The organism is Serratia sp. szju, from assembly GCF_044594185.1.
Taxonomy (GTDB): Bacteria; Pseudomonadota; Gammaproteobacteria; order Enterobacterales; family Enterobacteriaceae; genus Serratia; species Serratia bockelmannii.
The window spans coordinates 2,840,776-2,865,931 of record NZ_CP172576.1 but is presented as its reverse complement, the minus strand read 5'-3'; the positions used below and the strand labels follow the sequence as shown (position 1 = coordinate 2,865,931).

24 protein-coding genes are annotated in these 25,156 nt (G+C 61.2%); 7 read left to right on the top strand and 17 right to left on the bottom strand.

Features of this window, described 5'->3' with window-relative positions; all coding sequences use genetic code 11:
- Positions 1 to 39: 39 nt before the first annotated feature.
- A complete protein-coding gene (locus RE418_RS13600) occupies positions 40 to 402 on the bottom strand; it encodes a hypothetical protein (RefSeq protein ID WP_033639760.1) in 363 nt (120 codons plus the stop codon).
- A 205-nt stretch (positions 403 to 607) separates the two neighbouring features.
- Between RE418_RS13600 and flk the strand changes: the two genes are divergently transcribed.
- On the top strand, positions 608 to 1,636 hold the full coding sequence (gene flk, locus RE418_RS13595; RefSeq protein WP_089181158.1) for a flagella biosynthesis regulator Flk: 1,029 nt from the start codon (positions 608 to 610) through the stop codon (positions 1,634 to 1,636).
- A gap of 4 nt (positions 1,637 to 1,640) precedes the next feature.
- On the opposite strand, the gene RE418_RS13590 is transcribed toward flk, so the two are convergent.
- Positions 1,641 to 2,096, bottom strand: coding sequence for a rhodanese-like domain-containing protein (locus RE418_RS13590; RefSeq protein ID WP_089181159.1), 456 nt, complete (start codon positions 2,094 to 2,096; stop codon positions 1,641 to 1,643).
- 93 nt (positions 2,097 to 2,189) lie between these two features.
- On the opposite strand from RE418_RS13590, the gene RE418_RS13585 reads away from it, so the two are divergent.
- Complete coding sequence (locus RE418_RS13585) at positions 2,190 to 3,623, top strand: PLP-dependent aminotransferase family protein (protein ID WP_199559652.1); 1,434 nt, start codon at positions 2,190 to 2,192, stop codon at positions 3,621 to 3,623.
- Between the two features lie 27 nt (positions 3,624 to 3,650).
- Here RE418_RS13585 and RE418_RS13580 read toward each other — a convergent pair whose 3' ends face one another.
- Positions 3,651 to 4,547 (bottom strand): endonuclease/exonuclease/phosphatase family protein, encoded by an 897-nt coding sequence (locus tag RE418_RS13580; RefSeq protein ID WP_025303712.1) that lies wholly within the window; start codon positions 4,545 to 4,547, stop codon positions 3,651 to 3,653.
- Between the two features lie 217 nt (positions 4,548 to 4,764).
- Between RE418_RS13580 and pepT the strand changes: the two genes are divergently transcribed.
- On the top strand, positions 4,765 to 6,012 hold the full coding sequence (pepT, locus tag RE418_RS13575; protein WP_089181161.1) for a peptidase T: 1,248 nt from the start codon (positions 4,765 to 4,767) through the stop codon (positions 6,010 to 6,012).
- Here pepT and RE418_RS13570 read toward each other — a convergent pair.
- The gene (locus RE418_RS13570; protein ID WP_025303714.1) at positions 6,009 to 7,121 is read right to left on the bottom strand and encodes an SLC13 family permease; all 1,113 of its coding nucleotides are present in this window, start codon (positions 7,119 to 7,121) and stop codon (positions 6,009 to 6,011) included. The two genes, pepT and RE418_RS13570, sit on opposite strands and share 4 nt — an antisense overlap.
- Before the next feature lie 154 nt (positions 7,122 to 7,275).
- Here RE418_RS13570 and apbE point away from each other — a divergent pair, with 154 nt between their 5' ends.
- On the top strand, positions 7,276 to 8,307 hold the full coding sequence (gene apbE / locus RE418_RS13565) for an FAD:protein FMN transferase ApbE (RefSeq protein WP_060447961.1): 1,032 nt from the start codon (positions 7,276 to 7,278) through the stop codon (positions 8,305 to 8,307).
- 52 nt (positions 8,308 to 8,359) lie between these two features.
- Here apbE and RE418_RS13560 read toward each other — a convergent pair whose 3' ends face one another.
- The gene (locus RE418_RS13560) at positions 8,360 to 8,581 is read right to left on the bottom strand and encodes a hypothetical protein (protein WP_004936201.1); all 222 of its coding nucleotides are present in this window, start codon (positions 8,579 to 8,581) and stop codon (positions 8,360 to 8,362) included.
- A gap of 212 nt (positions 8,582 to 8,793) precedes the next feature.
- The gene (fabB, locus tag RE418_RS13555) at positions 8,794 to 10,014 is read right to left on the bottom strand and encodes a beta-ketoacyl-ACP synthase I (protein WP_016926857.1); all 1,221 of its coding nucleotides are present in this window, start codon (positions 10,012 to 10,014) and stop codon (positions 8,794 to 8,796) included.
- A gap of 170 nt (positions 10,015 to 10,184) precedes the next feature.
- Between fabB and mnmC the strand changes: the two genes are divergently transcribed.
- Positions 10,185 to 12,206: a bifunctional tRNA (5-methylaminomethyl-2-thiouridine)(34)-methyltransferase MnmD/FAD-dependent 5-carboxymethylaminomethyl-2-thiouridine(34) oxidoreductase MnmC gene (mnmC, locus tag RE418_RS13550; RefSeq protein WP_060433918.1), complete on the top strand. Its 2,022-nt coding sequence runs from the start codon at positions 10,185 to 10,187 to the stop codon at positions 12,204 to 12,206.
- A gap of 41 nt (positions 12,207 to 12,247) precedes the next feature.
- On the opposite strand, the gene RE418_RS13545 is transcribed toward mnmC, so the two are convergent.
- The 6 genes from RE418_RS13545 to prmB all read right to left on the bottom strand — a co-directional run bounded on the left by RE418_RS13545 (position 12,248) and on the right by prmB (position 16,926).
- A complete protein-coding gene (locus tag RE418_RS13545) occupies positions 12,248 to 12,529 on the bottom strand; it encodes a YfcL family protein (protein WP_016926855.1) in 282 nt (93 codons plus the stop codon).
- A gap of 32 nt (positions 12,530 to 12,561) precedes the next feature.
- Complete coding sequence (locus RE418_RS13540) at positions 12,562 to 13,119, bottom strand: elongation factor P hydroxylase (RefSeq protein WP_043140178.1); 558 nt, start codon at positions 13,117 to 13,119, stop codon at positions 12,562 to 12,564.
- Positions 13,120 to 13,199: 80 nt separating this feature from the next.
- Positions 13,200 to 14,006, bottom strand: coding sequence for a sulfite exporter TauE/SafE family protein (locus tag RE418_RS13535; protein ID WP_025303718.1), 807 nt, complete (start codon positions 14,004 to 14,006; stop codon positions 13,200 to 13,202).
- A gap of 3 nt (positions 14,007 to 14,009) precedes the next feature.
- Positions 14,010 to 14,837 (bottom strand): penicillin-insensitive murein endopeptidase, encoded by an 828-nt coding sequence (gene mepA / locus RE418_RS13530; protein ID WP_049207359.1) that lies wholly within the window; start codon positions 14,835 to 14,837, stop codon positions 14,010 to 14,012.
- A gap of 5 nt (positions 14,838 to 14,842) precedes the next feature.
- Positions 14,843 to 15,928, bottom strand: a complete 1,086-nt coding sequence (aroC, locus tag RE418_RS13525; RefSeq protein ID WP_033643909.1) for a chorismate synthase — start codon at positions 15,926 to 15,928, stop codon at positions 14,843 to 14,845.
- A gap of 65 nt (positions 15,929 to 15,993) precedes the next feature.
- Positions 15,994 to 16,926 carry a 50S ribosomal protein L3 N(5)-glutamine methyltransferase gene (gene prmB, locus RE418_RS13520; RefSeq protein ID WP_025160157.1) on the bottom strand — a complete coding sequence of 311 codons (933 nt, stop codon included), beginning with the start codon at positions 16,924 to 16,926 and terminating at the stop codon, positions 15,994 to 15,996.
- A gap of 170 nt (positions 16,927 to 17,096) precedes the next feature.
- Between prmB and smrB the strand changes: the two genes are divergently transcribed.
- The gene (smrB, locus tag RE418_RS13515; RefSeq protein ID WP_025303720.1) at positions 17,097 to 17,627 is read left to right on the top strand and encodes an endonuclease SmrB; all 531 of its coding nucleotides are present in this window, start codon (positions 17,097 to 17,099) and stop codon (positions 17,625 to 17,627) included.
- Between the two features lie 69 nt (positions 17,628 to 17,696).
- Here smrB and sixA read toward each other — a convergent pair whose 3' ends face one another.
- The 4 genes from sixA to RE418_RS13495 form a co-directional block, all read right to left on the bottom strand.
- Entirely contained in the window at positions 17,697 to 18,179 is a 483-nt protein-coding gene (sixA, locus tag RE418_RS13510; protein ID WP_399675148.1) for a phosphohistidine phosphatase SixA, read from the bottom strand.
- Between the two features lie 388 nt (positions 18,180 to 18,567).
- Positions 18,568 to 20,733, bottom strand: a complete 2,166-nt coding sequence (gene fadJ, locus RE418_RS13505; protein WP_025303721.1) for a fatty acid oxidation complex subunit alpha FadJ — start codon at positions 20,731 to 20,733, stop codon at positions 18,568 to 18,570.
- Positions 20,733 to 22,043, bottom strand: a complete 1,311-nt coding sequence (gene fadI / locus RE418_RS13500) for an acetyl-CoA C-acyltransferase FadI (protein ID WP_025303722.1) — start codon at positions 22,041 to 22,043, stop codon at positions 20,733 to 20,735. The genes fadJ and fadI overlap by 1 nt, the downstream gene beginning before the upstream one ends.
- A 195-nt stretch (positions 22,044 to 22,238) precedes the next feature.
- Positions 22,239 to 22,535 (bottom strand): YfcZ/YiiS family protein, encoded by a 297-nt coding sequence (locus RE418_RS13495; protein ID WP_072145088.1) that lies wholly within the window; start codon positions 22,533 to 22,535, stop codon positions 22,239 to 22,241.
- A 405-nt stretch (positions 22,536 to 22,940) separates the two neighbouring features.
- Between RE418_RS13495 and fadL the strand changes: the two genes are divergently transcribed.
- Positions 22,941 to 24,269, top strand: a complete 1,329-nt coding sequence (gene fadL, locus RE418_RS13490; RefSeq protein ID WP_089181162.1) for a long-chain fatty acid transporter FadL — start codon at positions 22,941 to 22,943, stop codon at positions 24,267 to 24,269.
- A gap of 116 nt (positions 24,270 to 24,385) precedes the next feature.
- On the opposite strand, the gene mlaA is transcribed toward fadL, so the two are convergent.
- Positions 24,386 to 25,144, bottom strand: a complete 759-nt coding sequence (gene mlaA / locus RE418_RS13485) for a phospholipid-binding lipoprotein MlaA (RefSeq protein ID WP_025303725.1) — start codon at positions 25,142 to 25,144, stop codon at positions 24,386 to 24,388.
- Positions 25,145 to 25,156 lie beyond the last annotated feature (12 nt).

The following is a 25,156-nucleotide window of genomic DNA, read 5'->3' as shown; positions in this document are numbered from 1 at the left end:
CATAAATGATTAATTCACCGCGAAAAACGGGCGATTAACTCATTCACGGAAGACGCATAATCGAAGGTGCACCCTGAGGGTGGGCGGAGAAATGGCGCGAGGAGGAGGAATGCGCAGACGCGCGGCAATGGTCGGCGCCAACAGAGCCAGCAGCAGACCCAGCCCGAACAGCACGGTTTCGAACATTACCGGCGGCGCGGCCAGCAATGATTTGGCGCTCAGTTCACAGGGCGTCGGCTGCGCTTCGGCGGCGGCATCGCTGGACTGAACGGCGGTAGCGGCCGGGATCCCCAGCGTTTGCTGCAGCGCATGCAGGCCCGCCATGCGCTGGGTCATGCACGTCAGCACCACCAGGCAAGCCAGGCATAAAAACCATTTTGCAATCCGCTGCCGTTTAACCATGCCATCCTCATGTTCAGATCTGGGGTTATCTTAGCGGCGCAGACGCGATTAGCAACGTTTTGTCGGTAAAGAAATGTCTGAGCGACGGTATTGATGGCGGCGAATTACAGGTATCATAGAGGGTAAGCCTGCGCTTTTCGCCGGGTACGATGACGATTCTCTCCTCCAGGCACACTGCGGGGATACACAGCGAAGGACTGGTGATATGCAACCTTTGAGTGGGCCGGGCACCCCAATCGCCGGCGAGCGCCCCCCTTCCCCGGGCAAAACGGCGGCCACTGACGATCAACCCCTCTCTCCGGCACAGCGCACAACGCTGGAAAAACTGATCGTGAAAATCATGACGCTCAGCCCGGTAAAATCGGCGGAGATCTGGGCGTCTCTGCGTCACGATCTCGGCGCCGACAAAGGCGGCGAACTGCTGGCGCGCCATTTTCAACCGGCGGAACAGCTGCTGCAAACACGCCTGACGCAGGCGCAGCAAAACCATGCCGGGCGCCAACTGCTGCAACAGCTGGCCGAATTACTGCCCCTGGGCAACAACCGCCAGGCGGTCAGTGACTTTATTCGTCAACGGTTCGGCCATACGGTGTTGAGCCAGTTAAGCCCACCACAGCTGCAGCAGGTGCTGAATCTGTTGCAGACCGGCGGCCTGACCATTCCCCAACCGCAGCAAACCGCCACCAGCGATCGCCCGCTGCTGCCCGCAGAGCATCAAAGCCTGCAGCAGCAGGTCACCAAACTCAGCGCCGCGACCGGTGAAGCGCCGGCTAAAATTTGGCAAACGCTGTTCGATCTGGCGGGCGTGAAAACCAACGATCCGCTGCCGGCGCGCCACTTCCAGCTGCTGAACCAGTTTTTACAGGTGAAGGTGGCGCTCAGCCCGCAGAACGCGCCAACGCTGAACAACCTGCTGGCGGCGCTCAAACAGCCGGCGGATGAGCAAGAACTGCAGCAGATGAACGACTATTGCCAGACGCGCTTCAACTGCGGCGCCAACGCGCCGCTGACGCATCCGCAAATGAGCGACGCCATTCATCAGCTGTTTGCCCGCCGTCTGGAGAAAGCCGGCCAGGCACAGCCGATCGCCAGCCCCCCTATCGAACCGCAGCCGCTGCTCAACCCGCTGATCGCCGCCCTGCCTCTGCCGCTGCAAAAAGCGCTGAGTAAGCCCGCCGTGGCGCTGTTCCTGCTGCTGTTGGCGTTGGCCGTCGTGCTGGCGCTGGTGTTTTAACGCCTTAGGCGCAGCCGCAGTCCGCTGCGGCCGCCCGATCGCGCAGTGACCCCGGCAGTTCGCCGATGGCCAACGGATGGCCGTCGCGCAGCCAGAAATCCAGCCCGCCAATCAACTCCTTCACCCTGAACCCCAACGTCGCCAGCTTGTAGGCGCCTTTGGTGGAACCGTTGCAGCCGATGCCGTCGCAGTAGGTCACATACACCTTTTGGCGATCCAGGTGCGCCGTGCCGGCTTCATCCATCAGGCGATGCGGCAAGCTGAATGCGCCGGGGATATGCCCGGCGGCGTACAGCGCCTCCGCACGGGTATCGATCACCACCATCCCGTCCACGCCATTGCGCAAATCTTCCGCCACGTCCCAGGCATCCGCATAGCGGCTCAGTTTGGCCGCCAGATAGGCCAGGCTCTCTTCCGGCGCCGCTGGCGGAAAAGCCAGCACCAAGGATTCTTTCGGCATATCACTCACTCCCGTTGATCAAGACAGATGACAATAGTGCCCGATTTTGGTCTTATGATTGATACCCATTTTTTACTCATGATAAGACCCATTATGCGGCACACGCTGATCACGCTGTTTCAGCAATCGCCTCACGCCGCCGGCACGCTGCGCGATCGTCTGTGTGCGGCATTGCGGCAGGCCATCCACCACGGCGCATTGAGCGTTGGGCAACGGCTGCCCTCCAGCCGAGTGCTGGCTGGGGATCTGAACCTCTCAAGGGTGACCGTCGAAGCAGCCTACGGCCAGTTGGAGGCGGAGGGGTATTTGCAGCGCCGCGTCGGCCAGGGCACATTTGTGGCTATCCGCATCGCCAAATCGCCGCCGCCGGCGACCCGCACCGCCATGCCGCGCCTTTCGCTGCGCGGCCAACAGATCGTGCAAACCGGCGGCTGCCGCGATCCGCAGCATCCTCAAGCCTTCGCTGCCGGTTCGCCGGACCTGCGCGCGTTTCCGCTGGCCCTGTGGAAGCAGCTGACCGCTCAACGCCTGCGCCTGCAGGGAGAAAGCCTGCTGCGCTACGGCGACCCGCAGGGCTATCTGCCGCTGCGCGAAGCCATTGCCGCCCACGTCAACCAAACGCGCGGCGTAGTCTGCGATGCGAGCCAGGTTATCGTGCTGACCAGTTCGCAGCAGGCGCTGCAAATGATCGCCACCTTACTGTTGGACAGCGGCGACAGCGTCTGGATGGAAGAGCCGGGTTACGCCGGGGCGAGAAACGCCTTTATCAGCGCCGGCGCCGCGCTGACGCCGGTGGCCGTAGACGGCGACGGCCTGCAAGCAGAACCTTCCTTGCCCGATCCGCGTTTGATTTATCTGACGCCCTCACACCAATACCCGACCGGCGCGGCGCTCAGCCTGGCGCGCCGCTTGGCGTTGCTGGCGCTGGCGGAGCGGCAACAGGCCTGGATCATTGAGGACGATTACGACAGCGAATTTCACTACGACGGGCTGCCAATTCCGGCGATGCAAGGCTTGGATCGCCATGGCCGGGTGCTCTATCTCGGCACCTTCTCCAAATCATTGTTCCCTTCGCTGCGGCTGGCGTACCTGATCGTGCCACCCGCGCTGGTCGCTCCCTTCGTCACCGCGCGCACGGTCTATGACGGCCACAGCGCGCAATTGATGCAGGCGGTGACCGCCGAGTTCATCCGCCAGGGGCACTTCGCCGCGCATATTCGCTACATGCGCCAGCTCTACCACAGCCGGCGCGATGTGCTGCTGACGGAAGTGTGCGAAAAGCTGAGCCACTTCGCCACGGCCGTTCCCGCCGCCGGCGGCCTGCAGCTCAGCGTTTGGCTGCCGCCCGGCCGAGAGGCGGCGCTCAGCCGGCAGGCGTGGCGGCTCGGCGTCCTTACGCCCGGGTTAACGGCGCAATACCAAACGGTTCAGGCCCAGCGCGATGGCTGGCTGCTGGGTTTTTCGGCCCTGACGCCGGGCGAGATCTGCAGCGCCGTCGAGCGGCTGGCGCGGATCGCCGCGGCTTAGCCCTGCCCCGGAGAGACGCCGGCCGGCTTATTGCTCGGTCAGGCGCATCTCCGCCACCAGCGGCAGGTGGTCGCTCACCGCCGGCCAGTGCACGCCGTTCCAATCACCGCTGGCGTTCGGCACCGTCAGGCTGTCCAGATGCCAACGCTGCGCATTGCCGCTAAAGATGTAATCCACCTTGATCTCGGCGTTTTCCGCCGGCCAGCTGCGGCCGTCCTGCCCGTTAGGCATGATGTCGTTCCAATAGCGGCTCAGCTCCAGCCAGGTGACGCTGCCCGGCACATCGTTCATGTCGCCGAACAGCAGCTTGATGCCGCGCACTTCGATGGCGCGATCGTTCAGCTCCCGCACCTGATCCAGACGCATTGTCGGATCTTCCTTGGTATCGAGATGTGCGTTGAACAGGGTGATCGGCGCCGGGAACTCCGGCACGTCAACTTTGGCACTGAAGGCGATGCGCTGTTCGCGCTGGCCGGACGGCAACGGATAGATCACGGCGTCGTGCAGCGGATACTTCGAGAGAAACGCCAGGCCATATTCACCGCCGTCGAAATCGATCGCCCGGCCAAACACCGCCTGCATGCCGGTCAGCTTCGCCAGTTCCGCCGCCTGATCGACGCGCCCGCTGCGGGCGGTGAGTTTATCCACCTCCTGCAGCGCCACCACGTCGACGTTCATCGCGCGAATCGCCTTGGCGATGGCGGTCATGTCGCTGACCTTGCCGGCGGCGATATTGAAGCTGGCGACGCGGATCTTCGGCGCCTGCTCCAGCTCGTAGGTTTTGTTCTTCAGGCCGCCCAACGCGCTGGCCACTTCGCGGCTGTTGGCGTTGCTGTTGGCATGCCCGGTATCGGCGGACGCCCAGGCGCTGTGAGAGATGCCCAGGGACAGTAAAGTGATAAGCAGAGCGTGACCGGTGTGCATGAATTCTCCTTGAGGGACAGATAAGTGTTATGTAGGCGCTTCCCGGCCCACAGCTAACACCGATTTTGCCGCAGAAACCTGCGACTATTTCCTAGTTGCACCGCTATTTTTCGTTTCTGCGCGATGCTTCGCATTCTGGCGGTTTACGCATTGCGCCGTTGGACAATCGGCTGATTTCGTTTTAAAACCGGTAGATTGCCAACCGCGAGGAGTTCCGATGACCAGCCCGATTGCCGAACAGCTTACCGAACGTTTCTTCCGCTATCTGGCGGTGACCAGCCAGAGCGACGCCGCCGCAACCGCCCTGCCCAGCACGCCGGGGCAGCATGAGATGGCGCAACTGTTGGCGGACGAGCTGCACCGGCTCGGCCTGGCCGATGTGCAGATCGACGAGCACGCTACCGTCACCGCCCGCAAGCCCGGCACCCAGCCCGGCGCGCCGCGCATCGGCTTCATCACGCATATCGACACCGTGGACGTCGGCCTGTCGCCCGAGATTCGCCCGCAGCGCCTGCGCTTCACCGGCGAGGATTTATGCCTGAACGCCGAGCAAGACATCTGGCTGCGGGTCGCCGAGCATCCGGAGATCCTGCACTACCGGAACGAAGAGATCCTGTTCAGCGACGGCACCAGCGTGCTGGGCGCCGACAATAAGGCGGCGGTCACCGTGGTGATGACGCTGCTGGCCAACCTGAGCGCCACCGATCGCCACGGCGATATCGTGGTGGCATTCGTGCCGGATGAAGAGATCGGCCTGCGCGGCGCCAAAGCGCTGGATCTGCAGCGTTTCCCTGTCGATTTCGCCTACACCATCGACTGCTGCGAACTGGGTGAAGTGGTGTACGAGAATTTCAACGCGGCATCGGCGGAGATCCGCATCGAGGGGGTGACCGCCCACCCGATGTCGGCGAAAAACGTGTTAATCAACCCGATACGCATCGCCAACGACATCATTAACCGATTCGACGTGCAGGATACCCCGGAACACACCGAAGGGCGCGAGGGGTATTTCTGGTTCACCGATCTGGCCGCCAACGCCAATCAGGCGACGCTGAAGGTCTCGATTCGCGACTTCGATCGCGCAACCTTCGAGGCGCGCAAAGCCCGCCTTGAGGAGACGGTGCGCCAGGTGGCGGCCAACTATCCGCGCGCCAACGTTAGCTGCAACGTCAGCGACATCTACAGCAACATCAGCAATGCCATCGGCGAAGATCGACGCGCTATCGATCTGATCTTCGGCGCCCTTGCCGCCCACGGCATCCCGCCGAAGGTGATCCCAATGCGCGGCGGCACCGACGGCGCAGCGCTCTCCAGCCGCGGTATCCTGACGCCCAATTACTTCACCGGCGCGCATAACTTCCACTCGCGCTTCGAGTTTTTGCCCGTCAACGCCTTCGTGAAATCTTATCAGGTGACCCGCAGCATTTGCCTGCTGGCCGCGCGGCAGAGTGGCAATCCGGGCTAGCTCATCACCCAACCGAGCAGCGCGGCCCACACCAACAGCGGCAGCGAGTAATAGTGGAAGCGCAACCAGATCTTGCGCTCCCCTGCCATACGCAGCGCAATCAGGTTGGCGAGCGATCCGACCGCCAACCCGAAGCCCCCGGCGTTGACCGCATAGGCCAGCTGCGGGCTGGAAGGCACATAGTTGAGCAACAAAATGGTGGCCGGCACGTTACTGACGATCTGCGACAGCCCAACCCCCAACGCATACACGCTCCCCTCGCTCAGCCCGGCGATGGCGGCAAATGCCGGCTGAAGCGGCGGCAAGCGGGTAAACAGGCCGACATCGATGAACATGGCGGCGAACACGAAAATCAGACTCCAGTCGATCTGCAACAGTACCCGGCGCGCCAGCAGCAAGAAACCGGCGAACACCGCCAGCAGCCCGTACAACGGCAGATCGAAATCAAGACACAGCAGGAAAACTGCATACAGCCCTACGCAGCTCAGCAACAGCGGCCGCTGGTACGGATACCCCTCGGTATTCGGCGTTTTCACGATGTCGCGCGCCGGGAAGCTGAACCAGGTCAGCGCCAGCAGGCTCAACATCATTGCGGCGCCAAACGGCGCCATCTGGCCGATAAAATCGAGGAAAGAGAGGCCGGATCGGCTCCACAGCAGGATATTTTGCGGGTTGCCGATCGGCGTCAGCAACGAACCGGCGTTCACCGCCAGCGCCTGGAAGATGATCAAGCGGCCAACCGGCAGCGCCGACAGCTTTTTTAGCGTGATGGTGAGCGGAATGACGATAAACAGCGCCACGTCGTTGGTCAGAAACGACGACAGCAGCGCGGCTGAAAACACCAGGAACAGCGCTAGCCGTCGTTCGCTGTGCAACCGGTTGATAATCTTACGGCCAACGAAGTCGAAGTAGCCGCTGACCTCAACGCCTTTGGTCAGCAGCATCAGCCCCAGCAGGGTGATGAGGGTGCGGCCGTCGATAAAGCCGCCCAACGCCGCCAATGGCTGCGGATGAAAGACGAACATCGCCACGCCGGCCAGCAGCAATACATGCAAGAAGCGATCTTTGACAAAGGGATGGATTATCCGGGAAATGGCGGTTGCACTCATGGTGGCAGCTTGAAACCTCAGCGAAAAGCATGAGCGAGACGTTAGCTCAGGCGCGGCTTCAGCGCCAGCAAAATGCTATTTTACCTTTATCCGCTTTTCATTTGCCGCGCTTTACTTTATTTGTAGCGGCTTTCACGGTTTCAAAGGACATGTTATGGCTTCCCTGTTCGCCAAAGGGGCGTTGCTCAGCGCCTTATGCGCCCTGCTCGCCGCCTGCGACGATGCCGCCTCCCGCCCGCAAATCGATATCGACGGCAAGACCATGGGCACCTTCTACAGCGTTAAGGTCAGCGGTGACGTCGCGATCGGCAAACAAGAGCTGCAGCGGCAGATCGACACGGTGCTCGAACGGGCCAACGACGACATCTCGACCTACCGCGCCGATTCGGTGCTGTCGCGGTTTAACCACAGCGCCAGCCTCGAACCGCAGCCTATCCCGCGTGGCATGGCGGACATCGTGTTGATGGCCCAGCGCATCGGCCGTGATACCGGCGGCGCCATGGACATCACCGTCGGCCCGCTGGTAAACCTGTGGGGATTCGGCCCAGACAAGCATCCGGTCAAGGTGCCGGAACAGGCGCAGATCGACGCGGCGAAGCAGCGCACCGGCCTGCAGCACCTGAAGCTGATCAGCGACAGCCGCGGGGAGTGGCTGCAAAAAGATCTGCCGGGCATGTATGTCGATCTCTCGACGCTGGGCGAAGGCTATGGCGCCGATGAGTTGGTGCGCCTGATGAACCGTAACGGCATTACCAACTACCTGGTATCGGTCGGTGGCGCGGTCTCTTCGCGCGGCGTCAACGGCCAGGGCAAACCCTGGCGGGTAGCGATCCAAAAGCCGACCGATCGTGAAAATGCGGTGCAGGCGCTGGTGGATCTGCACGGTTACGGCATCAGCACCGCCGGCAGCTACCGCAATTACTTTGAACAAAACGGCCAGCGCTACTCCCATGTCATCGATCCGACCACCGGCAGGCCGATCAACCACCGGCTGGTTTCCGCCACGGTGATCGCCCCCACTGCGCTCGAGGCCGACGGCTGGGACACCGGCCTGATGGTGCTGGGCCCGGAGAAAGCGTTGCAGCTCGCCGAAGAGAAAGGGCTGGCGGTCTACCTGATCAGCAAAACCGACGAGAGCTTTAGCGCCGTGATGACGCCGCAGTTCAAGGCGTTTTTAGTGCAGTGAGATAAAAAAAGCCCGGCGCGCCATGGCCGGGCTTATTCCTGTTCCGCGCCGATCACTTGGTCAGCGCGATGATACCGAGGGTCAGACCGGCAACCGCTGCCGCGCCGCCGGCGATCGCGCCTGCGGTTTCCCAGTTATCCTGAGTGGTGCCCTTCATACAGGTGTTGGTGTGCACCAGACGCCCCTGGTCATCGTAGACCGGCACGCAGGGAGAATCGGTGGCGCATCCGGCCAACACGGCCGACAGTAACCCAACCGCAATTAACTTTTTCATACTTCTTGCCTCAATGTTCGATCACTTTAGAAAGCTACGCCGAGCGATAATCACGCTACCTGGCTATTGTATGCTCAACGCGTGTAATGGCGAGGTAATGATGTGTCAGGGGATGTGATTTGGGAAAACTCCGAGCGCTCGCCCGGCGGGCTTTGAGCAGTAAAAAGCCCGCGAAAACGCGGGCTTGATAGCGAAGTGACGCGCCGGCGGAATTATTTCGCCAGTTTGCGCATCACCAGGGTGGCGTTGGTGCCGCCGAAACCGAAGCTGTTGGACATCACGGTGGTCAGCTCGCGCTGAGTCGGCTGGGTCACGATGTTCATGCCGGCCGCCTGCTCATCCAGGGTTTCGATGTTAATGCTCGGCGCGATAAAGCCGTGCTCCAGCATCAGCAGGCTGTAAATCGCTTCCTGCACGCCCGCGGCGCCCAGCGAGTGACCGGTCATCGCCTTGGTGGAGGAGATGGCCGGGGTATTGTCACCGAACACTTCACGAATAGCGCCCAGCTCTTTCACGTCGCCTACCGGCGTAGAGGTGCCGTGCACGTTGATGTAGTCGATCGGCGCATCCAGATCCTGCATCGCCATCTTCATGCAGCGCACTGCGCCTTCGCCCGAAGGGGCAACCATGTCGGCACCGTCGGAAGTCGCGCCGTAGCCAACGATTTCTGCATAGATGTGCGCACCGCGCGCCAGCGCGTGCTCCAGTTCTTCAACCACCACCATGCCGCCGCCGCCGGCGATGACGAAACCGTCACGATCGGCGTCGTAGGTGCGGGAGGCTTTTTCCGGCGTGTCGTTGTACTTGGTGGACAGCGCGCCCATCGCGTCGAACTCGCAGGCCATTTCCCAGCACAGCTCTTCACCGCCGCCGGCGAACACGATGTCCTGTTTGCCCAACTGAATTTGCTCAACCGCGTTGCCGATGCAGTGCGCGGAGGTCGCGCAAGCGGAGCTGATGGAGTAGTTTACGCCATGGATTTTGAACGGCGTTGCCAGGCAGGCGGAAACGCCGGAAGCCATGGCTTTGGTCACCACGTACGGGCCAACCGCTTTCAGGCCGCGCGGGCTGCGCATCGCATCGGCGCCGAACACCTGGAAGCGCGGAGAACCGCCGCCGGAACCGGCAATCAGGCCTACACGCGGGTTGTTTTGATACTCTTCTTCCTTCAGGCCGGAAGACGCGATCGCTTCTTGCATCGCCAGGAAGGCATAAATGGAAGCATCGCTCATGAAACGCACTGCCTTGCGGTCGATCAGGCCGGTCGTGTCGAGCTTAACTTGCCCCCATACGTGACTACGCATGCCGGAATCTTTCAGCTCCTGGGAGAAAGTGATCCCAGAACGTCCTTCCTGCAGGCTTGCCAGGACCTCCTGCTGGTTATTACCAATGCTGGAGACAACTCCCAGGCCAGTAATCACTGCACGTTTCATTCAATACCTCTTCCACTATTTACCTACGGGATTTTGCATCGCACTTTAGCGTACAGATGTAAGCCGAACAAGTCCGATCAGCGTTTTTCAGCTTTATTGTTGTCCAGTTTGCGCCGGGGCGCCAGCGCCGTTAGAATTCGCGGCATCCCTTGAATTTCGAGCTATTGACCGTGAACCACGCCCCCATCCAAACCGCAACGCTAACCTGGAACGAACAGGGTACACCTGTTTCGAAACAGTTTGATGACGTCTATTTTTCCAATCAGGATGGGCTGGAAGAAACCCGCTATGTCTTCCTGCATGGCAACCGGCTGCCGCAGCGTTTTGCCACTCACCCGCGCCCGCTGTTGGTGGTGGCGGAAACCGGGTTCGGCACCGGGCTTAATTTCCTCACGCTGTGGCAGGCCTTCGCCGGCTTCCGCCAGGCCGAGCCGGACGCCGCGCTGCAACGCCTGCACTTTATCAGCTTCGAAAAATTCCCCCTGCAGCAGGCTGACCTGGCGGCGGCGCATGCGCGCTGGCCGGAGCTGGCGCCTTATGCCGACGAGCTGCGCGCCCAATGGCCGCTGCCGCTACCGGGCTGCCATCGTCTGCTGCTGGCCGAAGGCCGCATTACGCTCGATCTGTGGTTCGGCGACGTCAACGATCTGCTGCCGCAGTTTGACGCCAGCATGAATAACCAGGTGGATGCCTGGTTCCTCGACGGTTTCGCGCCGGCAAAAAATCCCGACATGTGGACCGATCAACTGTTCGCCGCCATGGCGCGTTTCGCCCGGCCGGGAGGCAGCTTCGCCACCTTTACCGCCGCCGGCTTTGTGCGCCGTGGCTTGCAACAGGCCGGTTTTCAGGTCAACCGCTGCAAAGGCTTCGGCCAAAAGCGTGAGATGCTCGCCGGCGAGCTCCCGGCCGATGCGCAGCCCGCCGCACATCCGGCGCCCTGGTATCGGCGCCCGGCGGCGGACAACACCGCCGACATCGCCCTGATCGGCGGCGGCGTCGCCAGCGCGCTCACCGCGCTGGCCTTGCTGCGGCGCGGTGCCACCGTCACGCTGTACTGCGCCGATGAGCAGGCGGCGGAGGGGGCATCCGGCAATCGCCAGGGGGCGATTTATCCGTTGCTGAACGGCAGCGGCGACGCGCTGGAGAGCTTCTTCAGCGCCGCGTTTCCCTTCGCCCGCCGCCAGTACGACGCGCTGTTGCAACAAGGCGTCGCCTTTGATCATCAGTGGTGCGGCGTCAGCCAGTTGGCCTATGACGACAAGAGCGGCGCTAAGATCGCCAATATGCTGAAAACCGACTGGCCGCAGGCCTTGGCGATGGCGGCCGACCGCGAGACGCTCAGCGGACTGTGCGGCGTCGATACCGGCTTCGGCGGCATCACTTACCCCCAAGGCGGTTGGCTCTGTCCGGCCGAGCTGACGCGTGGCGCTCTCGCGCTGGCGCAGCGCCAGGGCTTGGTCTGCCACTACCGGCACGATGCACAGAGGCTGACGCAGGAAGAAAACGGCTGGCGCATCGACTTCGCCCACGGCGAAAGCCGCAGCCATGCGACGGTGATCCTGGCCAATGGCCATCGGCTGGCCGAACTGGCGCCGACGGAAGCCCTGCCGCTGTATTCGGTACGCGGACAGGTGTCGCATATCCCAAGCTCGCCGGCCCTCGGTCAATTGAAACAGGTCTTGTGTTATGACGGCTACCTGACGCCGGTTAATGCCAACAACGGCCACCACTGCATTGGCGCCAGCTACCAGCGCGGCGACATCACCACCGACTACCGCGAGCAGGAGCAACAGGAAAACCGTGAACGCCTGCTGCGCTGCCTGCCGGAGCAGGCCTGGCCGCAGCAGGTGGACGTCAGCGCTCATCAGGCGCGCTGCGGCGTGCGCAGCGCCACCCGCGATCATTTACCGATGGTCGGCGCGCTGCCGGACTATCAGGCCACGTTGACGCAGTATCAGGATTTGCAGCGGCAGAACCAGCGCGGCGAAACCGTCGCCGATGCGCCGGTCTATCCCGGCCTGTTCGCTATCGGTGGGTTGGGATCGCGCGGGCTGTGTTCGGCGCCGCTGGCGGCGGAAATTCTGGCGGCGCAGCTGTTCGGCGAACCGTTACCGGGCGACGCGCGCCTGCTGGCGGCGTTGAATCCGAATCGAATGTGGGTGCGAAAGTTACTGAAAGGACGTGCGGTTTAATTCATGGATGAGGGGCGCGGCGACGCGCCCCGGCATGGCGGTCAGGCGGCAGGGGTGGCAGCCTGATAGAGGTTTTCCCACATGCCGCGCACCAAAATCTGATCCGGCGGCGAGAGTTCCCCAGCGGCGATCGCCTTGTGCAGGCTCTCTTCCACCCGCGCTTTCAGCGCTTCGGCAGTATGCTCGCCCTGTTCTTCCGCTTCGGCCACCGCCAGCGTCAGATGACCGCGCAGGTAGCCACCGGCAAACAGTTCATCATCGCTGGCGTGCTCTACCATGTCATCAATCAGCGCCAAAATGCGCGCTTCAAATTCTGCGATCATCAAATTTCCTCATTAAATAACGGGCTGTGGCGTCAGTTGAGATCTTCCGGATACGGAAAATGCTCGGCCGCCAGCGGTGGCGTATTGTAGAACGATTGCAACGCCTGAATAAAGCGCGCAGGCCGTGTGGGTATTCCCTGCTCCAGTAGCATCAATACCCGGGCGCGCACCTTGCGCTGGAACGCGATGCGATCCGGCTCGCAGTCGCCGTTCAGGTTGTCGCAGCTGACGTTGAACGGGAAACCGGCCGCCACGCAGAACATCCATTCCAGCGCCTGCGGTTTGATCTCCACCGCTTCGAATTCACTCTGGGTTTGCGCGTCGCGCCCGTCCGGGCAATACCAGTAACCGAAGTCCACCAGTTGGCGGCGCGCTTCACCGGCGATGCACCAGTGCGAGATTTCATGCAGGCCGCTGGCGTAGAAGCCGTGGGCGAACACGATGCGGTGATACGGCAATTCGTCGTCGGCCGGCAGGTAGATAGGTTCGTCGTCGCCCTTCACCAGGCGGGTGTTGTAGTCATCGCTGAAGCACCGATTGAAGATCTCGATCAACTGCTCATAGTGATGGCGGGTCTGCATGTCTGACATAAAAACTCTATAACCACAAAAATAAAGAGGCCATTATACCCGATAAGACAGGGCGCGTAAGCAACGCCCCCTCTTCATCTTTAACCGTGCACCAAGGCGGTCAACCACTGCTGAATTTCCGCGCCGTGATTGTCGTACAGCAGCTTGAGGCTCATCACCAGCGAGACGATCACGATCATCGGCCGAATCAATTTCTGGCCGCGGGTCAGCACCATGTGCGCGCCCAAACGCGCCCCCAGCACCTGCCCCACCAACATCACCAGACCAATGCTCCACACCACCTTGCCGCCGATGATGAACAGCGCCAGCCCGCCGACGTTGGAGGTAAAGTTCAGCACCTTGGCGTGCGCCGTGGACTTGGCGAGGTTGAAACCGCACAGCGTCACGTAGGCCAGCGCGTAGAATGACCCGGCGCCGGGGCCGAAGAAACCGTCGTAAAACCCGACGCAACCGCCGGCCACCAGCCCGAACGGCAAGGCCCCGAGACGGCGTTGACGATCTTCCTCACCCAGTCGCGGCATCAACAAGAAATAGAGACCGATGCCGATCACCAGCAGCGGCAACATCTGCCGCAGCAAATCGGCGCGCATATGCTGCACCAAAATGGCGCCGGCGATCGAGCCGATCAGCGTCAGAAAAATCGTCAGCTTCTGGTCGTTGAGGTTCACCGCTCGCCGACGAATGAAGTACAGACTGGCGGAGAAGGAGCCGCCGACCGACTGCAACTTATTGGTCGCCAGCGCCTGCGCCGGAGGAACCCCCACCGCCAGCAGGGCCGGCACCGTCAGTAATCCGCCGCCGCCGGCGATGGAGTCGATAAACCCCGCCAGCAGCGCTACCGCAAACAACACCCCGAGCATCTCGGGGCCAATGACGAACCAGTCCATGTGTTATTCCGCTGAGAAATGGTGATCCAGCAATGCCTGACAGGTCGGCGGTAACGGCGGCGGCACGGGTTTGCCCGGCTTCGCGTTCGGCTGATGCGGCACGAACCAGCTCGCCAGTTCGGCGCCGCAGCCGTCGCCCGGCGGCGGCGTATCCTGCTCCTGGCACTCCAGGCTGCCGGCCGGACAACGCAGACGCACGTGCATGTGCGCACGGTGGCCGAACCACGGCCGCACCTTGTGCAGCCAGGCGCGATCGGCGCCGGCGTCCAGGCACAGACGCTGCTTGATCGCCGGGTTGACGAAGATGCGCGTCACGTCCGCGTCCTGCGCCGCCAGTTTGATCAGCGACTCAATTTGCGGCTGCCATTGGCTCGCCACCACCTGCTTGCCATCCCCTGACACCAGGTCGATCGGCTGCGGCTTGAGCAATTGCTGCGCGCTCCAGCGTTGGCGCGGCAGCTGCAGCCAGATGTCGACGTCGAGCCCAGACTGGTGGCTGGCGTGGCCGCTGCTGAAGCGCCCGCCGGCCGGCATCGCCATGTCGCCGATCAGCACCGTGCCCAGCGCTTTCTGGTTCGCTTGGCTGCTGAGGCGCTGTATGAACGCCAGCAGATCCGGATGGCCGAAATAGCGGCGCTGGTCGGTACGCATCACCTGATAGTCCGGTGAATTCAGCGGCAACGGCTGCGCGCCGATGATGCAGCCGTTGGCGAAACCGCCCACCGCCTGCGGCGCGCCGGCCACCGGATGGTCGATTTTCTGCCACGGCGTCAGCGCCATGGCGGAAGCGGAGGCCGTCAGGGCCACCAGGCCCAACATCCAGTTTTTCATGGCGATTACCAGCGAGGCACGTCGGAAACCACATCACCGTTTTGCGCACGCTGGCGCAGCAGGTGATCCATCAACACGATCGCCATCATCGCTTCGGCGATCGGTACGGCGCGGATGCCCACGCACGGATCGTGGCGACCGCGGGTCACCATTTCCACCGCTTCCCCGTGGCGATTGATGGTGCGGCCCGGCACCATGATGCTGGAGGTTGGCTTCAGCGCCAGATGCGCGATCACCGGTTGGCCGCTGCTGATGCCGCCGAGAATGCCGCCGGCATGGTTGCTTTGGAAGCCTTCCGGGGTGATTTCATCGCGGTTTTCGCTGCCGCGTTTGGTCACCACGGCGAATCCGTCGCCGATCTCCACGCCTTTCACCGCGTTGATGCTCATCAGCGCGTGCGCCAGATCGGCATCGAGGCGGTCAAACACCGGCTCGCCCAGGCCAACCGGCACGTTTTCCGCAATCACGCTGACCTTGGCGCCGATGGAGTCACCCTCTTTTTTCAGCGCGCGCATCAGTTCGTCCAGCGCTTCCAGCTTGTCCGGATCCGGGCAGAAGAACGGGTTCTGTTCGACCTGATCCCAGTCTTTCAGCTCACAGGTCACATCGCCGATCTGCGCCAGATAGCCGCGCACCTGCACGCCGAACTTCTGCTGCAGGTATTTCTTGGCGATGGCGCCCGCCGCAACGCGCATGGCGGTTTCGCGCGCCGAAGAGCGGCCACCGCCGCGATAGTCGCGCAGACCGTATTTCTGTTCGTAGGTGTAGTCGGCATGCCCCGGACGGAACACGTCTTTGATGGCGCTGTAGTCTTGCGAGCGCTGATCGGTGTTTTCAATGATCAGACCGATGCTGGTGCCGGTGGTCACGCCTTCGAATACGCCGGAGAGAATGCGCACCTGATCCGGTTCGCGACGCTGGGTAGTGTAACGCGAGGTGCCCGGACGACGACGATCCAGATCGTGTTGCAAATCGGCTTCGGTGAGCGGAATGCCGGGCGGTACGCCATCGACGATACAACCCAGCGCCACCCCGTGAGATTCACCGAAGGTGGTGACGCGGAAAATCTGCCCAATACTGTTTCCTGCCATCACGGCTCCTTACCGTTAGTCTTTTATCGTTATGAGGCCCGCCGTGCGGGCCCTGGAAATGCGGTTTAGCTGCGATAGAGGCTGAAGTGATCCTTGCAATCCACCAGCTGCTGTTTGGTCAGCATGAACACGCCGTCGCCGCCATTTTCGAATTCCAGCCAGGTGAACGGGATGTCCGGATATTGTTCCATCAGATGTACCATGCTGTTGCCCACTTCACAAATCAGCACGCCGTCGTCGGTCAGGTAGTCCGGCGCGCAGGCCAGGATGCGGCGCACCAGCTTCAGGCCGTCGCTGCCCGCCGCCAGGCCCAGTTCCGGCTCAAAGCGGAACTCCTGCGGCAGATCGGACATGTCTTCCGCATCGACGTACGGCGGGTTGGTGACGATCAGATCGTACTGGATCGCGGGAACGTCGCGGAACAGATCGGAACGGATCGGGATCACCTGATGTTCGACGCCGTGCGCCTGAATATTGCGCTCGGTCACCGCCAGCACTTCGCTGGAGATGTCCACCGCGTCCACTTCCGCTTCCGGGAAAGCGTAGCCACAGGCGATGGCGATGCAGCCGCTGCCGGTGCACATGTCGAGAATATGGCGTGGCGGGTGCGGGATCAGCGCGCTGAAACGATCGTTGATCAGCTCACCGATCGGCGAGCGCGGCACCAACACGCGTTCGTCGACGTAGAATTCCATGCCGCAGAACCAGGCCTTGTTGGTCAGGTAAGCGACCGGGATGCGTTCGTTGACGCGGCGGATCACGCGCTCAACGATGCGATGGCGCTCGCTGGAGGTCAGACGGGCGGTGTGCATGTCCTCCGGAATGTCCAACGGCAGGAACAGGCTTGGCAGCACCAATTGCACCGCTTCGTCCCACGGATTGTCGGTTCCGTGACCATAATAGATATTGGCGGCGTTGAAGCGGCTTACCGTCCAGCGCAGCATATCTTGAATGGTGTGCAGTTCGTTCACTGCTTCGTCGACGAAAATTTTGTCCAATTTGCCCTCCGGCAGGCGCTGTGTTTCATGATTTAGCCGCATAGTTTGCCATGAAGCCCGCGACAAATCACGCGCGCCCCTCGCGCTTTTCACTCTGGCCCGAGTTTTGCGTCGACAGCGCTCATTCACAAGGTAAACTAGCGAAATAAACGATTTCCGGTGAATGAAGCATGAAGAACAAGCCCCCTCTGAGCAAAGACGAACAACAGCTCTTCAGAGAGTCGGTGGCGGGCGCAAAAAAGCTGCGCCAGGACACCATCGTCCACCGCCCGCCGAAGCTCAAGGTCAAACAGGTTGCGCCGCAGCGGCTGCTGCAGGAGCAGGTCGATGCCAGCTATTATTTTTCAGATGAATATCAGCCGCAGCTGGAAGAGGAAGGCCCGACGCGCTACGTGCGCCCCGGCAGCAGCCCGTATGAGCTGAAGAAGCTGCGACGCGGCGATTATTCGCCGGAGCTGTTTCTCGATTTGCACGGCCTGACCCAGCTGCAGGCCAAGCAGGAGCTGGGGGCGTTGATCGCCGCCTGCAAACGCGAGCACGTGCACTGCGCCTGCGTGATGCACGGGCACGGCAAACACATTCTCAAACAGCAAACGCCGCTGTGGCTTGCGCAGCATCCCGACGTGCTGGCGTTCCATCAGGCGCCGAAGGAATGGGGCGGCAACGCCGCCGTCCTGCTGTTGGTGGAGCTGGCAGAATAGCCCCCCGCAGAAACGACTCAGGGCGATGTCAGACATCGCCCTGAGTTTATTCCGCACCGCATCCGCGGCTCACACTTTGGCCATCACCTGCGACGGGCTGACCTGCCATTCAAATTTGCCGTAGCTGCCGTCCGCCGGCAGATCGACGTTAGCGATCGCCGAGGTCGCGAACATCGGCGGGCACTCGCCCGGGCACAGTTCAGCCACCAGGTAGCCCACCAGCGGCAGGTGCGACACGATCAGCACCGAGCTCACCCCTTGCATCGCCAGCGCCTGCAGATAGCTGCCGACCTGTTCGGCGTTGCCGCCCGGCGTCAGCTCGGGCAGCACTTCTTCGCCCTCCGGCAGCGTCAAGGCTTCACGCACCGTCGCCAGCGTCTGTTCGGCCCGCAGATAGGGGTTGACCAGCACGCGTTCAATATCCACAGACTTGGTGTTCAACCAGGCCGCCATCTGACGGGACTCGTCGCGGCCGCACAGGGTAAGGGGCCTTACCGCATCGCTGGCTGCCTCGAGCGCCGCCTCTCCGTGACGCATAATCAAAACTTGCATATTGCACCGCTGTTGTTGACAAAGTAACGCTATACAGAAACGCCGTGCGTGCTGTACCGCCGAGTTTTACAACCCAAAGCCAAAGCTTTAAAACGATAACGCGCCGTCTCTTTATGGCGGCCGGGCATTTTGCCTGAAAGTTTGCCTAAAGAAAATGCTGTTTTTTACAGCAACCCTCCCCTGGCAAACCTCGATTGCTCACAGAACAATCAATTCAACGGGTTAAATTTTAACCTTACCGCCATGAAATTTATTGATGACGGTCAAGCTAACTTACCGCTGCCTACGCCTTGCTGTACAGCCTCACCGGCTGACGCTGTTACAAGGAGTGATGGCGATCACAACGCGGCCCTGTTGCAACTATAGTGCAAATCGGGCCGCCCTGCGTTCAGCTCCCCAGCGGGTAAAAACGCTCGCCCTGCTGCGCCATGCGCTGCAAGCGTTCGCACGGCGCGAAGTGCTCGCCGTGCTGCTGGCGCAGGTATTCCAACGTTTTCACCACTTTTTCGGCGCCGAGCTCGTCCATATAGCGGAACGGGCCGCCGAGGAACGGCGGGAAGCCGATGCCGAACACCGCGCCGATGTCGCCGTCGCGCGCGCTGCGGATCACGCCTTCATCCAGGCAGCGCGCCGCTTCGTTCAGCATCATCATCACGCAGCGCTGGGCGACGGTCGCCGGCAGCATGTGCGCCTTCGGCGTGACGCCGAGCAACGTATACAATGAGGTATCCGCACGTTTACGCCGCTGCCGCTGCTGCCCTTCGCTCGGGTAAAGATAGAAGCCGCGGCCGTTCTTGCGCCCTTTACGCCCGTCCTTCAGCACCGCATCGAACGCAGCCGGCGCGGCGAAGCGCGGCCCCAGCGCCTCGACCAGCACCGGAATGATCTTGGTGCCGACGTCGATGCCCACTTCGTCCAACAGGGTGATCGGGCCGACCGGGAAACCGAAGTCCACCAGCGCCTTGTCCAGCGACTCCATCGGCTCGCCTTCCAGCAGGCAACGGGCCGCTTCGTTGATGTACGGCGCCAGGATGCGGTTGACATAAAAACCCGCGCTGTCGCCCACCACGATAGCGGTCTTGCCCTGCTTGTGCGCCAGCGCCACGGTGGTCGCGATAGTTTCTTCGCTGGTGCCGGCGTGCGGGATCACTTCCACCAGCGGCATTTTGTCCACCGGGCTAAAGTAGTGCAGACCGATCACCTGCTGCGGCCGCTGGGCTTTTTCGGCGATGTGGCCGATAGGCAACGAGGAAGTATTGGAGGCAAACACGGTATGCGGCGCACAGTTCGCTTCGACCTCGGCCACCATCTTCTGCTTCAGCGCCAGATCCTCAAACACCGCCTCGACCACGATATCCACCTGCTCAAAGCCGGTGTAATCGGTAGAGCCGGAGATCAGCATCATCTGTTTTTGCCGTTCCGCCGGGCGCATGCGCTTGCTGCGTACCCGTTTGCCAAGCACGTCCCAGCTGTATTTCAGCGCGTGATTGATGCCGGTTTCATTAATGTCTTTGATACGAACCGGCAAACCGCCGCGCGTGGCGGTGACGCAGGCGATGCCGCCGCCCATCAGGCCGCCGCCGAGAATGCCGACGCGATGCAGGGCATGCGGCTTGGCATTGCCGCCCCGCTCTTTTTTCAGCGCTGTGGAGGCGAAGAACAGGCTGCGCAGCGCCGCCGACTGCGGCGTCATCGCCAGTTCGCCAAAGGCGCGCGCTTCGGCTTCATAGCCGCTGGCGCTGCCGTGATCCAGCCCGGTGCGCACTACCTGAATGATGCGTTCCGCCGCCGGGTAGTTGCCGTGGGTTTTCGCCAACGTTTTTTTGCGCACAATGCTGAACAGCAGATTTCTGCCCAGCGGGCCATTGAGCAGGCGATCCTGCCACGGCAGCTCGCGCTGATGCTTCCAGCCCTGTTTCACCCGCTCGATGGCGGTCTGCAACAGGATCGACTGCGGCACGGCGTCGTCCACCAGCCCCATGCGCAGCGCCTGGCGGGCGCGAATGTGCTTGCCGGTCAGGATCATGTCCAGCGCCTTGGCGGCGCCAACCAAGCGCGGCAGGCGCTGAGTGCCGCCGGAGCCCGGCAGCAGGCCCAGCTGCACTTCCGGCAGACCGAGCGCGGTTTTGTCATCCAACGAACAGACGCGGCCGTGGCAGGCCAGCGCCAATTCCAGGCCGCCGCCCAGGCAGGCGCCATGAATGGCGGCCACCACCGGCACCGGGAAGGCGGCGATCTGCGCTAGCGTGCTCTGCCCTTTCTTGGCCAGCGTTTCCGCCTCTTTGGCGCTGGTGCAGGCGGCAATCATGGTGATGTCGGCGCCGGCGATAAACGAGTCCGGCTTGCCGGAAACGATCACCAATCCTTCCAGCGCGGTATGCTGCTGCGCCCGGATCAGCACGTCGTTCACCTGTTCGACGAACTCGGCCTTGAGCGTATTGACCTTATCGCCCGGCACGTCGATGGTGATCACGCCGATGTTGTCGGGGCGAATCGTCAGCTGAAAGGCCGACGGTTTGGCCCGCTGTTCGTGCAATGCGTTTTCGGCACTCATCATTCCACCTCCACGATCATCGCGGCCCCTAACCCGCCGGCGGCGCAGGCGGTGGTCAGGCCCAACCCGCCGCCGCGGCGTTTCAGCTCACGCAACGTCTGGGTGATCATGCGCGCGCCGGTGGCGGCGAATGGGTGGCCATAGGCGATGGAACCGCCCAAGACGTTGAATTTGTCCATGTCCACCTCACCGATCGCCTGGCTGCGGCCAAGCTTCTCGCGGGCGAACGCTTCGCTGGCAAACATCTTCAGGTTGGCCAGCGTTTGCGCAGCGAAGGCTTCATGCATGTCGATGAGCGTCAGATCGGCCAGACCGATGCCGGCGCGATCCAGCGCCAGCGGCGTAGCGTAGGAAGGCCCCAGCAGCATGTCTTCCCACACGTCGATGGCGGCAAAGGCGAAACTGCGTAGATAGCCGAGCGGCTGCAGCCCCAGCTCTTTGGCGCGCGATTCGCTCATCATCAGTACCGCCGCCGCGCCGTCGGTCAACGGCGTGCTGTTGGCCGCAGTGACGCTGCCGTGTTTGCGATCGAACGCCGGTTTCAGCTTGGCGTAGGAAGCCAGGCTGGAGTCTTTGCGGATATTGTTGTCTTCAGAAAGCTGCGCGCGGTAAGGCGGCACGTAGGCCGTCATCACCTCATCGCGCAGCCACCCCTCACGCCAGGCCCTGGCCGCCAGTTCGTGGGAACGGTGCGCCAGCGCATCCTGCGCTTCGCGGGTGATGCCGTGGCTTTTCGCCATTTGCTCAGCGGTATCGCCCATGCGCAGACCGGTGGAATACTCCGCCACCGCCGGCGGCACCGGCATCAGATCGCGGAATTTCAGCCGGCTGAACAGTTTGAGACGCTGCGACAGCGTGCGCGCCTTGTTGACGTCCACCAGCGTGCGCGCCAACGCCTTGCTGACGCCGATCGGCAAGACGGAAGAAGAGTCCGCCCCGCCGGCGATACCGACGCTGATGCTGCCGGCCATGATGCTCTCCGCCACGTTGGCGATCGCCTGGAAGCTGGTGGCGCAGGCACGCGACACGCTGTAAGCGTCGGTATGAACGCTCATACCGGTACCGAGCACGATTTCACGCGCGATGTTCGGCGCCTCGGGCATTTGCACCACCTGGCCGAACACCAGCTGTTCGATCAGCTGCGGATCGATGCCGCTACGCGCCAACAGCTCGCTCACCGCCGTTTTCCCTAAATCCACCGCCGGAATGCCGTGATAGGCAGTTGCCTGTTTGGCAAAGGGGGTACGCAGTCCATTCACAATCGCAATGCGGTCACCATGACGGGTCACCAACGGCAGTGCCTTACTCATAAATGCTCCTGAAGAAAATAACGTCAGCGCAATGGGCAGAAAGAGGTCTGACCTGATGAGGTCATTGTTAACCAAACGGTTACATTTGGCAAACCGGCAGAGATCAAAACTGCGAGCAGGCGCACTTTCTATCGGGGCGGCACGGGGAAGGAAATCCCCGGCGCGCAGCAGGCGGCGCCGGGGGTAAAGCGGGGATTAACGCAGGCCGAGCTGGAAGATCAGGGTTTCCGCCTGGCAGGCGAAGGTGAAATCGGCCTCCAACTGCACGCCGCCGTCAACCGGTTTAATGCTACTGCTGATGTCACAAGGATCGGATTCAACCGCGCGCGCCTTTTCGCTCAGGGCGGCCAGCATCGCTTCCGCATCTTGTTGATTACTGAACACCTGGCTGTAGGACGCGGTGCAATCGGTGTTATCCATCACAGTGCCGACATCCACGCAGCAACACGCTGCGGTTTCCTGAGCGCTGCATTTATTAATTGCATCTGACATGATTGGTTCTCCTCAAGGGCCTCTGTTATCAGCCCAAATTGCCGTTTCACTCACCGGCACAAAGCCACAAAATTCTGCGGGTATTTTACGCTTCCACGCCGGCAATCACTAGCACTTACTTTTACTGGGTGTTTTAAGTGATGGAAATCACAAATAAAAATGAGCGTCTGCTAAGGAATGGTAAGAATTTTGTTATTTACCGCTGGCTTTTTGTTAAGCAGATCTCTTTTTTGATATCAGGTTGGAAATATTTCAAAAACAAACTTGCAACAATTTCACAGGTCAGACCTATACTTCAGCCACTGGTCTGATTTGTCTGAACGATAACGGACCCTACAATCCCGCGCTCCTTGTTACTTCGTGTAACAATAGTTTAAATAATAAACACATAATGAGGTTTTGGTCATGAGCCAGAAAAACCTATTGACTAAATCAGCTCTCGCAGCTGCAGTGGCAATTATTTCTTCAAACGTGTCTGCCGCAGGATTCCAGCTGAATGAGTTCTCATCAGCTGGTTTAGGACGTTCGTATTCTGGCGAAGGCGCCATGGCGGATACAGCGGCCTCCGCAAGCCGCAACCCGGCATTGCTGATGATGTATACCCGTCCCGAGCTGTCCATCGGCGCAGTCTTCATCGACCCGGACGTTGACATCACCGGCAAATCGCCTTCCGGTGCCAGCCTGGACTCCAAAAATATCGCCCCTGTCGCCTGGGTGCCGAACCTGCATTATGTTCACCCGATTAACGATCAGTTCGCCGTAGGCGGCTCGGTCACCAGCAACTTCGGTTTGGCGACCGAATTCAACGACGGTTATACCGCCGGCGCCTACGGCGGTAAGACCGATTTGACTACCGTTAACCTCAACCTGAGCGGCGCCTACCGTCTGAATCAACACTTCAGCTTCGGCCTGGGCTTCGATGCGGTGTACGCCAAAGCCAAACTGGAACGCTACGCCGGTGAATTGCCGAAACTGCTTGCAGGTTCTGGTAAGTTGCCGCCGCAGTTGGCCGGTCCGGTTTCGCAGATCCCGGCAGATACCCAAATTTCTCACCTGAAAGGCGACAAATGGGGTTACGGCTGGAACGCCGGCATTCTGTACGAAGTGGACGAAAACAATCGTTACGGTTTCACCTATCGCTCTGAAGTGAAAATCAAGTTCGACGGCGATTACAAGAGCAGCCTGCCATCGGCCTATAACCCAATTCTGGGTTCCCTCGGCTTGCCTTTGGGCACCAACGGCAGCACCATTCCGGGTTCTCTGGATCTGAACCTGCCGGAAATGTGGGAGCTGTCCGGTTACAACAAGGTGGCGCCGCAGTGGGCCATCCACTACAGCCTGGCCTACACCAGTTGGAGCCAGTTCCAGGAGCTGAAAGCCACCGGCAACAACGGCCAGACCCTGTTCCAGAAGCATGAAGGCTTCAAAGACGCTTACCGCATCGCGCTGGGCACTACCTACTTCTACGACGATAACTGGACCTTCCGTACCGGCATCGCCTTCGATGACAGCCCGGTGCCCGCCCAAAACCGTTCGATCTCCATTCCCGATCAGGACCGTTTCTGGCTGAGTGCCGGTACCACCTATGCGTTCAACAAAGACGCCTCGGTCGACGTCGGCGTGTCGTACATGCACGGTCAGAAAGTTACTATCAAAGAACAAGGTAGTCCTTATACCTTCACCTCCGAAGGCAAGGCCTGGCTGTACGGCGCCAACTTCAACTACCGCTTCTAATCTCACTTGAGATGGATGCCAAAGCGCCCCCTGGGGCGCTTTTTCTTTGCCTGTCGCTCGCGCGGGCATAAAAAAACCCGCCTGACGGCGGGTTTTCATTGGCATAATGCCCGGGATTACTGCGAGTCGATCTCGTCCAGTTCGCCCTGAATCGCCTTGGCGTTCGGGTTCTCTTCCGGCTTGAGCGAACCGCCGTTGGCGATGAAATCGTGGCGCTGGAAGTAAGCTTCGCGCACCATGATGTAAGGATCGGAGGAATTGCGCAGCAGACCGTCGGAATCCAGCAGTTGAGCGCGGGTTTCGATACCCTCGACCACCCATTTGCCCGCCGACATCCAGAAGGTCAGGTAGCTCAGCATCGGATACAGCGTATCCGCAAAGTCGCCACCTTCGTCACGCAGCGTGAAGCTGCCGTAGCCCGGCAACATCACGTACGGGCCGTAACCCACATCGTAATGCCCCAACGTGCTGCCGAAGCGATTCGGCTCTTCGCGCGCCAGTTTCGGGTTGGCCATGCCGGCCACGTCGATTAGGCCGCCCATCCCGAGCAGGGTGTTCAGGAAGAAACGGTTGAAGTGGATCATCCCGCGGTAAGGATCGCCCTTCAGGAAGGCGTTGACCATGCTGGCCGGCTCTTCCAGGTTGGAGGTGAAGTTGCTGATGCCGTTACGCGCCGGCATCGGCACGTAGTCACGCCAGGCCACCGCGACCGGACGCAAGATATAAGGATCCAGGACGTTGTAGTTGAAGTCGAACATCGTCCGGTTAAATCCTTCCAGAGGATCAGAACGCCCTTGCGGCTCATTGTCTGGCGCGCTGGCACAGCCCACCAGTAATGCCGCTGCGAATGCCACCCCAGTCAGGCGAAAGTTCATATTTTTCTCCAT

Bases quoted from the DNA above. Each gene is read 5' to 3' on its own strand.
- RE418_RS13600 (WP_033639760.1), bottom strand. From the start codon at position 402: ATGGTTAAACGGCAGCGGATTGCAAAATGGTTTTTATGCCTGGCTTGC.
- flk (WP_089181158.1), top strand. From the start codon at position 608: ATGCAACCTTTGAGTGGGCCGGGCACCCCAATCGCCGGCGAGCGCCCC.
- RE418_RS13590 (WP_089181159.1), bottom strand. From the start codon at position 2,096: ATGCCGAAAGAATCCTTGGTGCTGGCTTTTCCGCCAGCGGCGCCGGAA.
- RE418_RS13585 (WP_199559652.1), top strand. From the start codon at position 2,190: ATGCGGCACACGCTGATCACGCTGTTTCAGCAATCGCCTCACGCCGCC.
- RE418_RS13580 (WP_025303712.1), bottom strand. From the start codon at position 4,547: ATGCACACCGGTCACGCTCTGCTTATCACTTTACTGTCCCTGGGCATC.
- pepT (WP_089181161.1), top strand. From the start codon at position 4,765: ATGACCAGCCCGATTGCCGAACAGCTTACCGAACGTTTCTTCCGCTAT.
- RE418_RS13570 (WP_025303714.1), bottom strand. From the start codon at position 7,121: ATGAGTGCAACCGCCATTTCCCGGATAATCCATCCCTTTGTCAAAGAT.
- apbE (WP_060447961.1), top strand. From the start codon at position 7,276: ATGGCTTCCCTGTTCGCCAAAGGGGCGTTGCTCAGCGCCTTATGCGCC.
- RE418_RS13560 (WP_004936201.1), bottom strand. From the start codon at position 8,581: ATGAAAAAGTTAATTGCGGTTGGGTTACTGTCGGCCGTGTTGGCCGGA.
- fabB (WP_016926857.1), bottom strand. From the start codon at position 10,014: ATGAAACGTGCAGTGATTACTGGCCTGGGAGTTGTCTCCAGCATTGGT.
- RE418_RS13545 (WP_016926855.1), bottom strand. From the start codon at position 12,529: ATGATCGCAGAATTTGAAGCGCGCATTTTGGCGCTGATTGATGACATG.
- RE418_RS13540 (WP_043140178.1), bottom strand. From the start codon at position 13,119: ATGTCAGACATGCAGACCCGCCATCACTATGAGCAGTTGATCGAGATC.
- RE418_RS13535 (WP_025303718.1), bottom strand. From the start codon at position 14,006: ATGGACTGGTTCGTCATTGGCCCCGAGATGCTCGGGGTGTTGTTTGCG.
- mepA (WP_049207359.1), bottom strand. From the start codon at position 14,837: ATGAAAAACTGGATGTTGGGCCTGGTGGCCCTGACGGCCTCCGCTTCC.
- aroC (WP_033643909.1), bottom strand. From the start codon at position 15,928: ATGGCAGGAAACAGTATTGGGCAGATTTTCCGCGTCACCACCTTCGGT.
- smrB (WP_025303720.1), top strand. From the start codon at position 17,097: ATGAAGAACAAGCCCCCTCTGAGCAAAGACGAACAACAGCTCTTCAGA.
- sixA (WP_399675148.1), bottom strand. From the start codon at position 18,179: ATGCAAGTTTTGATTATGCGTCACGGAGAGGCGGCGCTCGAGGCAGCC.
- fadJ (WP_025303721.1), bottom strand. From the start codon at position 20,733: ATGAGTGCCGAAAACGCATTGCACGAACAGCGGGCCAAACCGTCGGCC.
- fadI (WP_025303722.1), bottom strand. From the start codon at position 22,043: ATGAGTAAGGCACTGCCGTTGGTGACCCGTCATGGTGACCGCATTGCG.
- RE418_RS13495 (WP_072145088.1), bottom strand. From the start codon at position 22,535: ATGTCAGATGCAATTAATAAATGCAGCGCTCAGGAAACCGCAGCGTGT.
- fadL (WP_089181162.1), top strand. From the start codon at position 22,941: ATGAGCCAGAAAAACCTATTGACTAAATCAGCTCTCGCAGCTGCAGTG.
- mlaA (WP_025303725.1), bottom strand. From the start codon at position 25,144: ATGAACTTTCGCCTGACTGGGGTGGCATTCGCAGCGGCATTACTGGTG.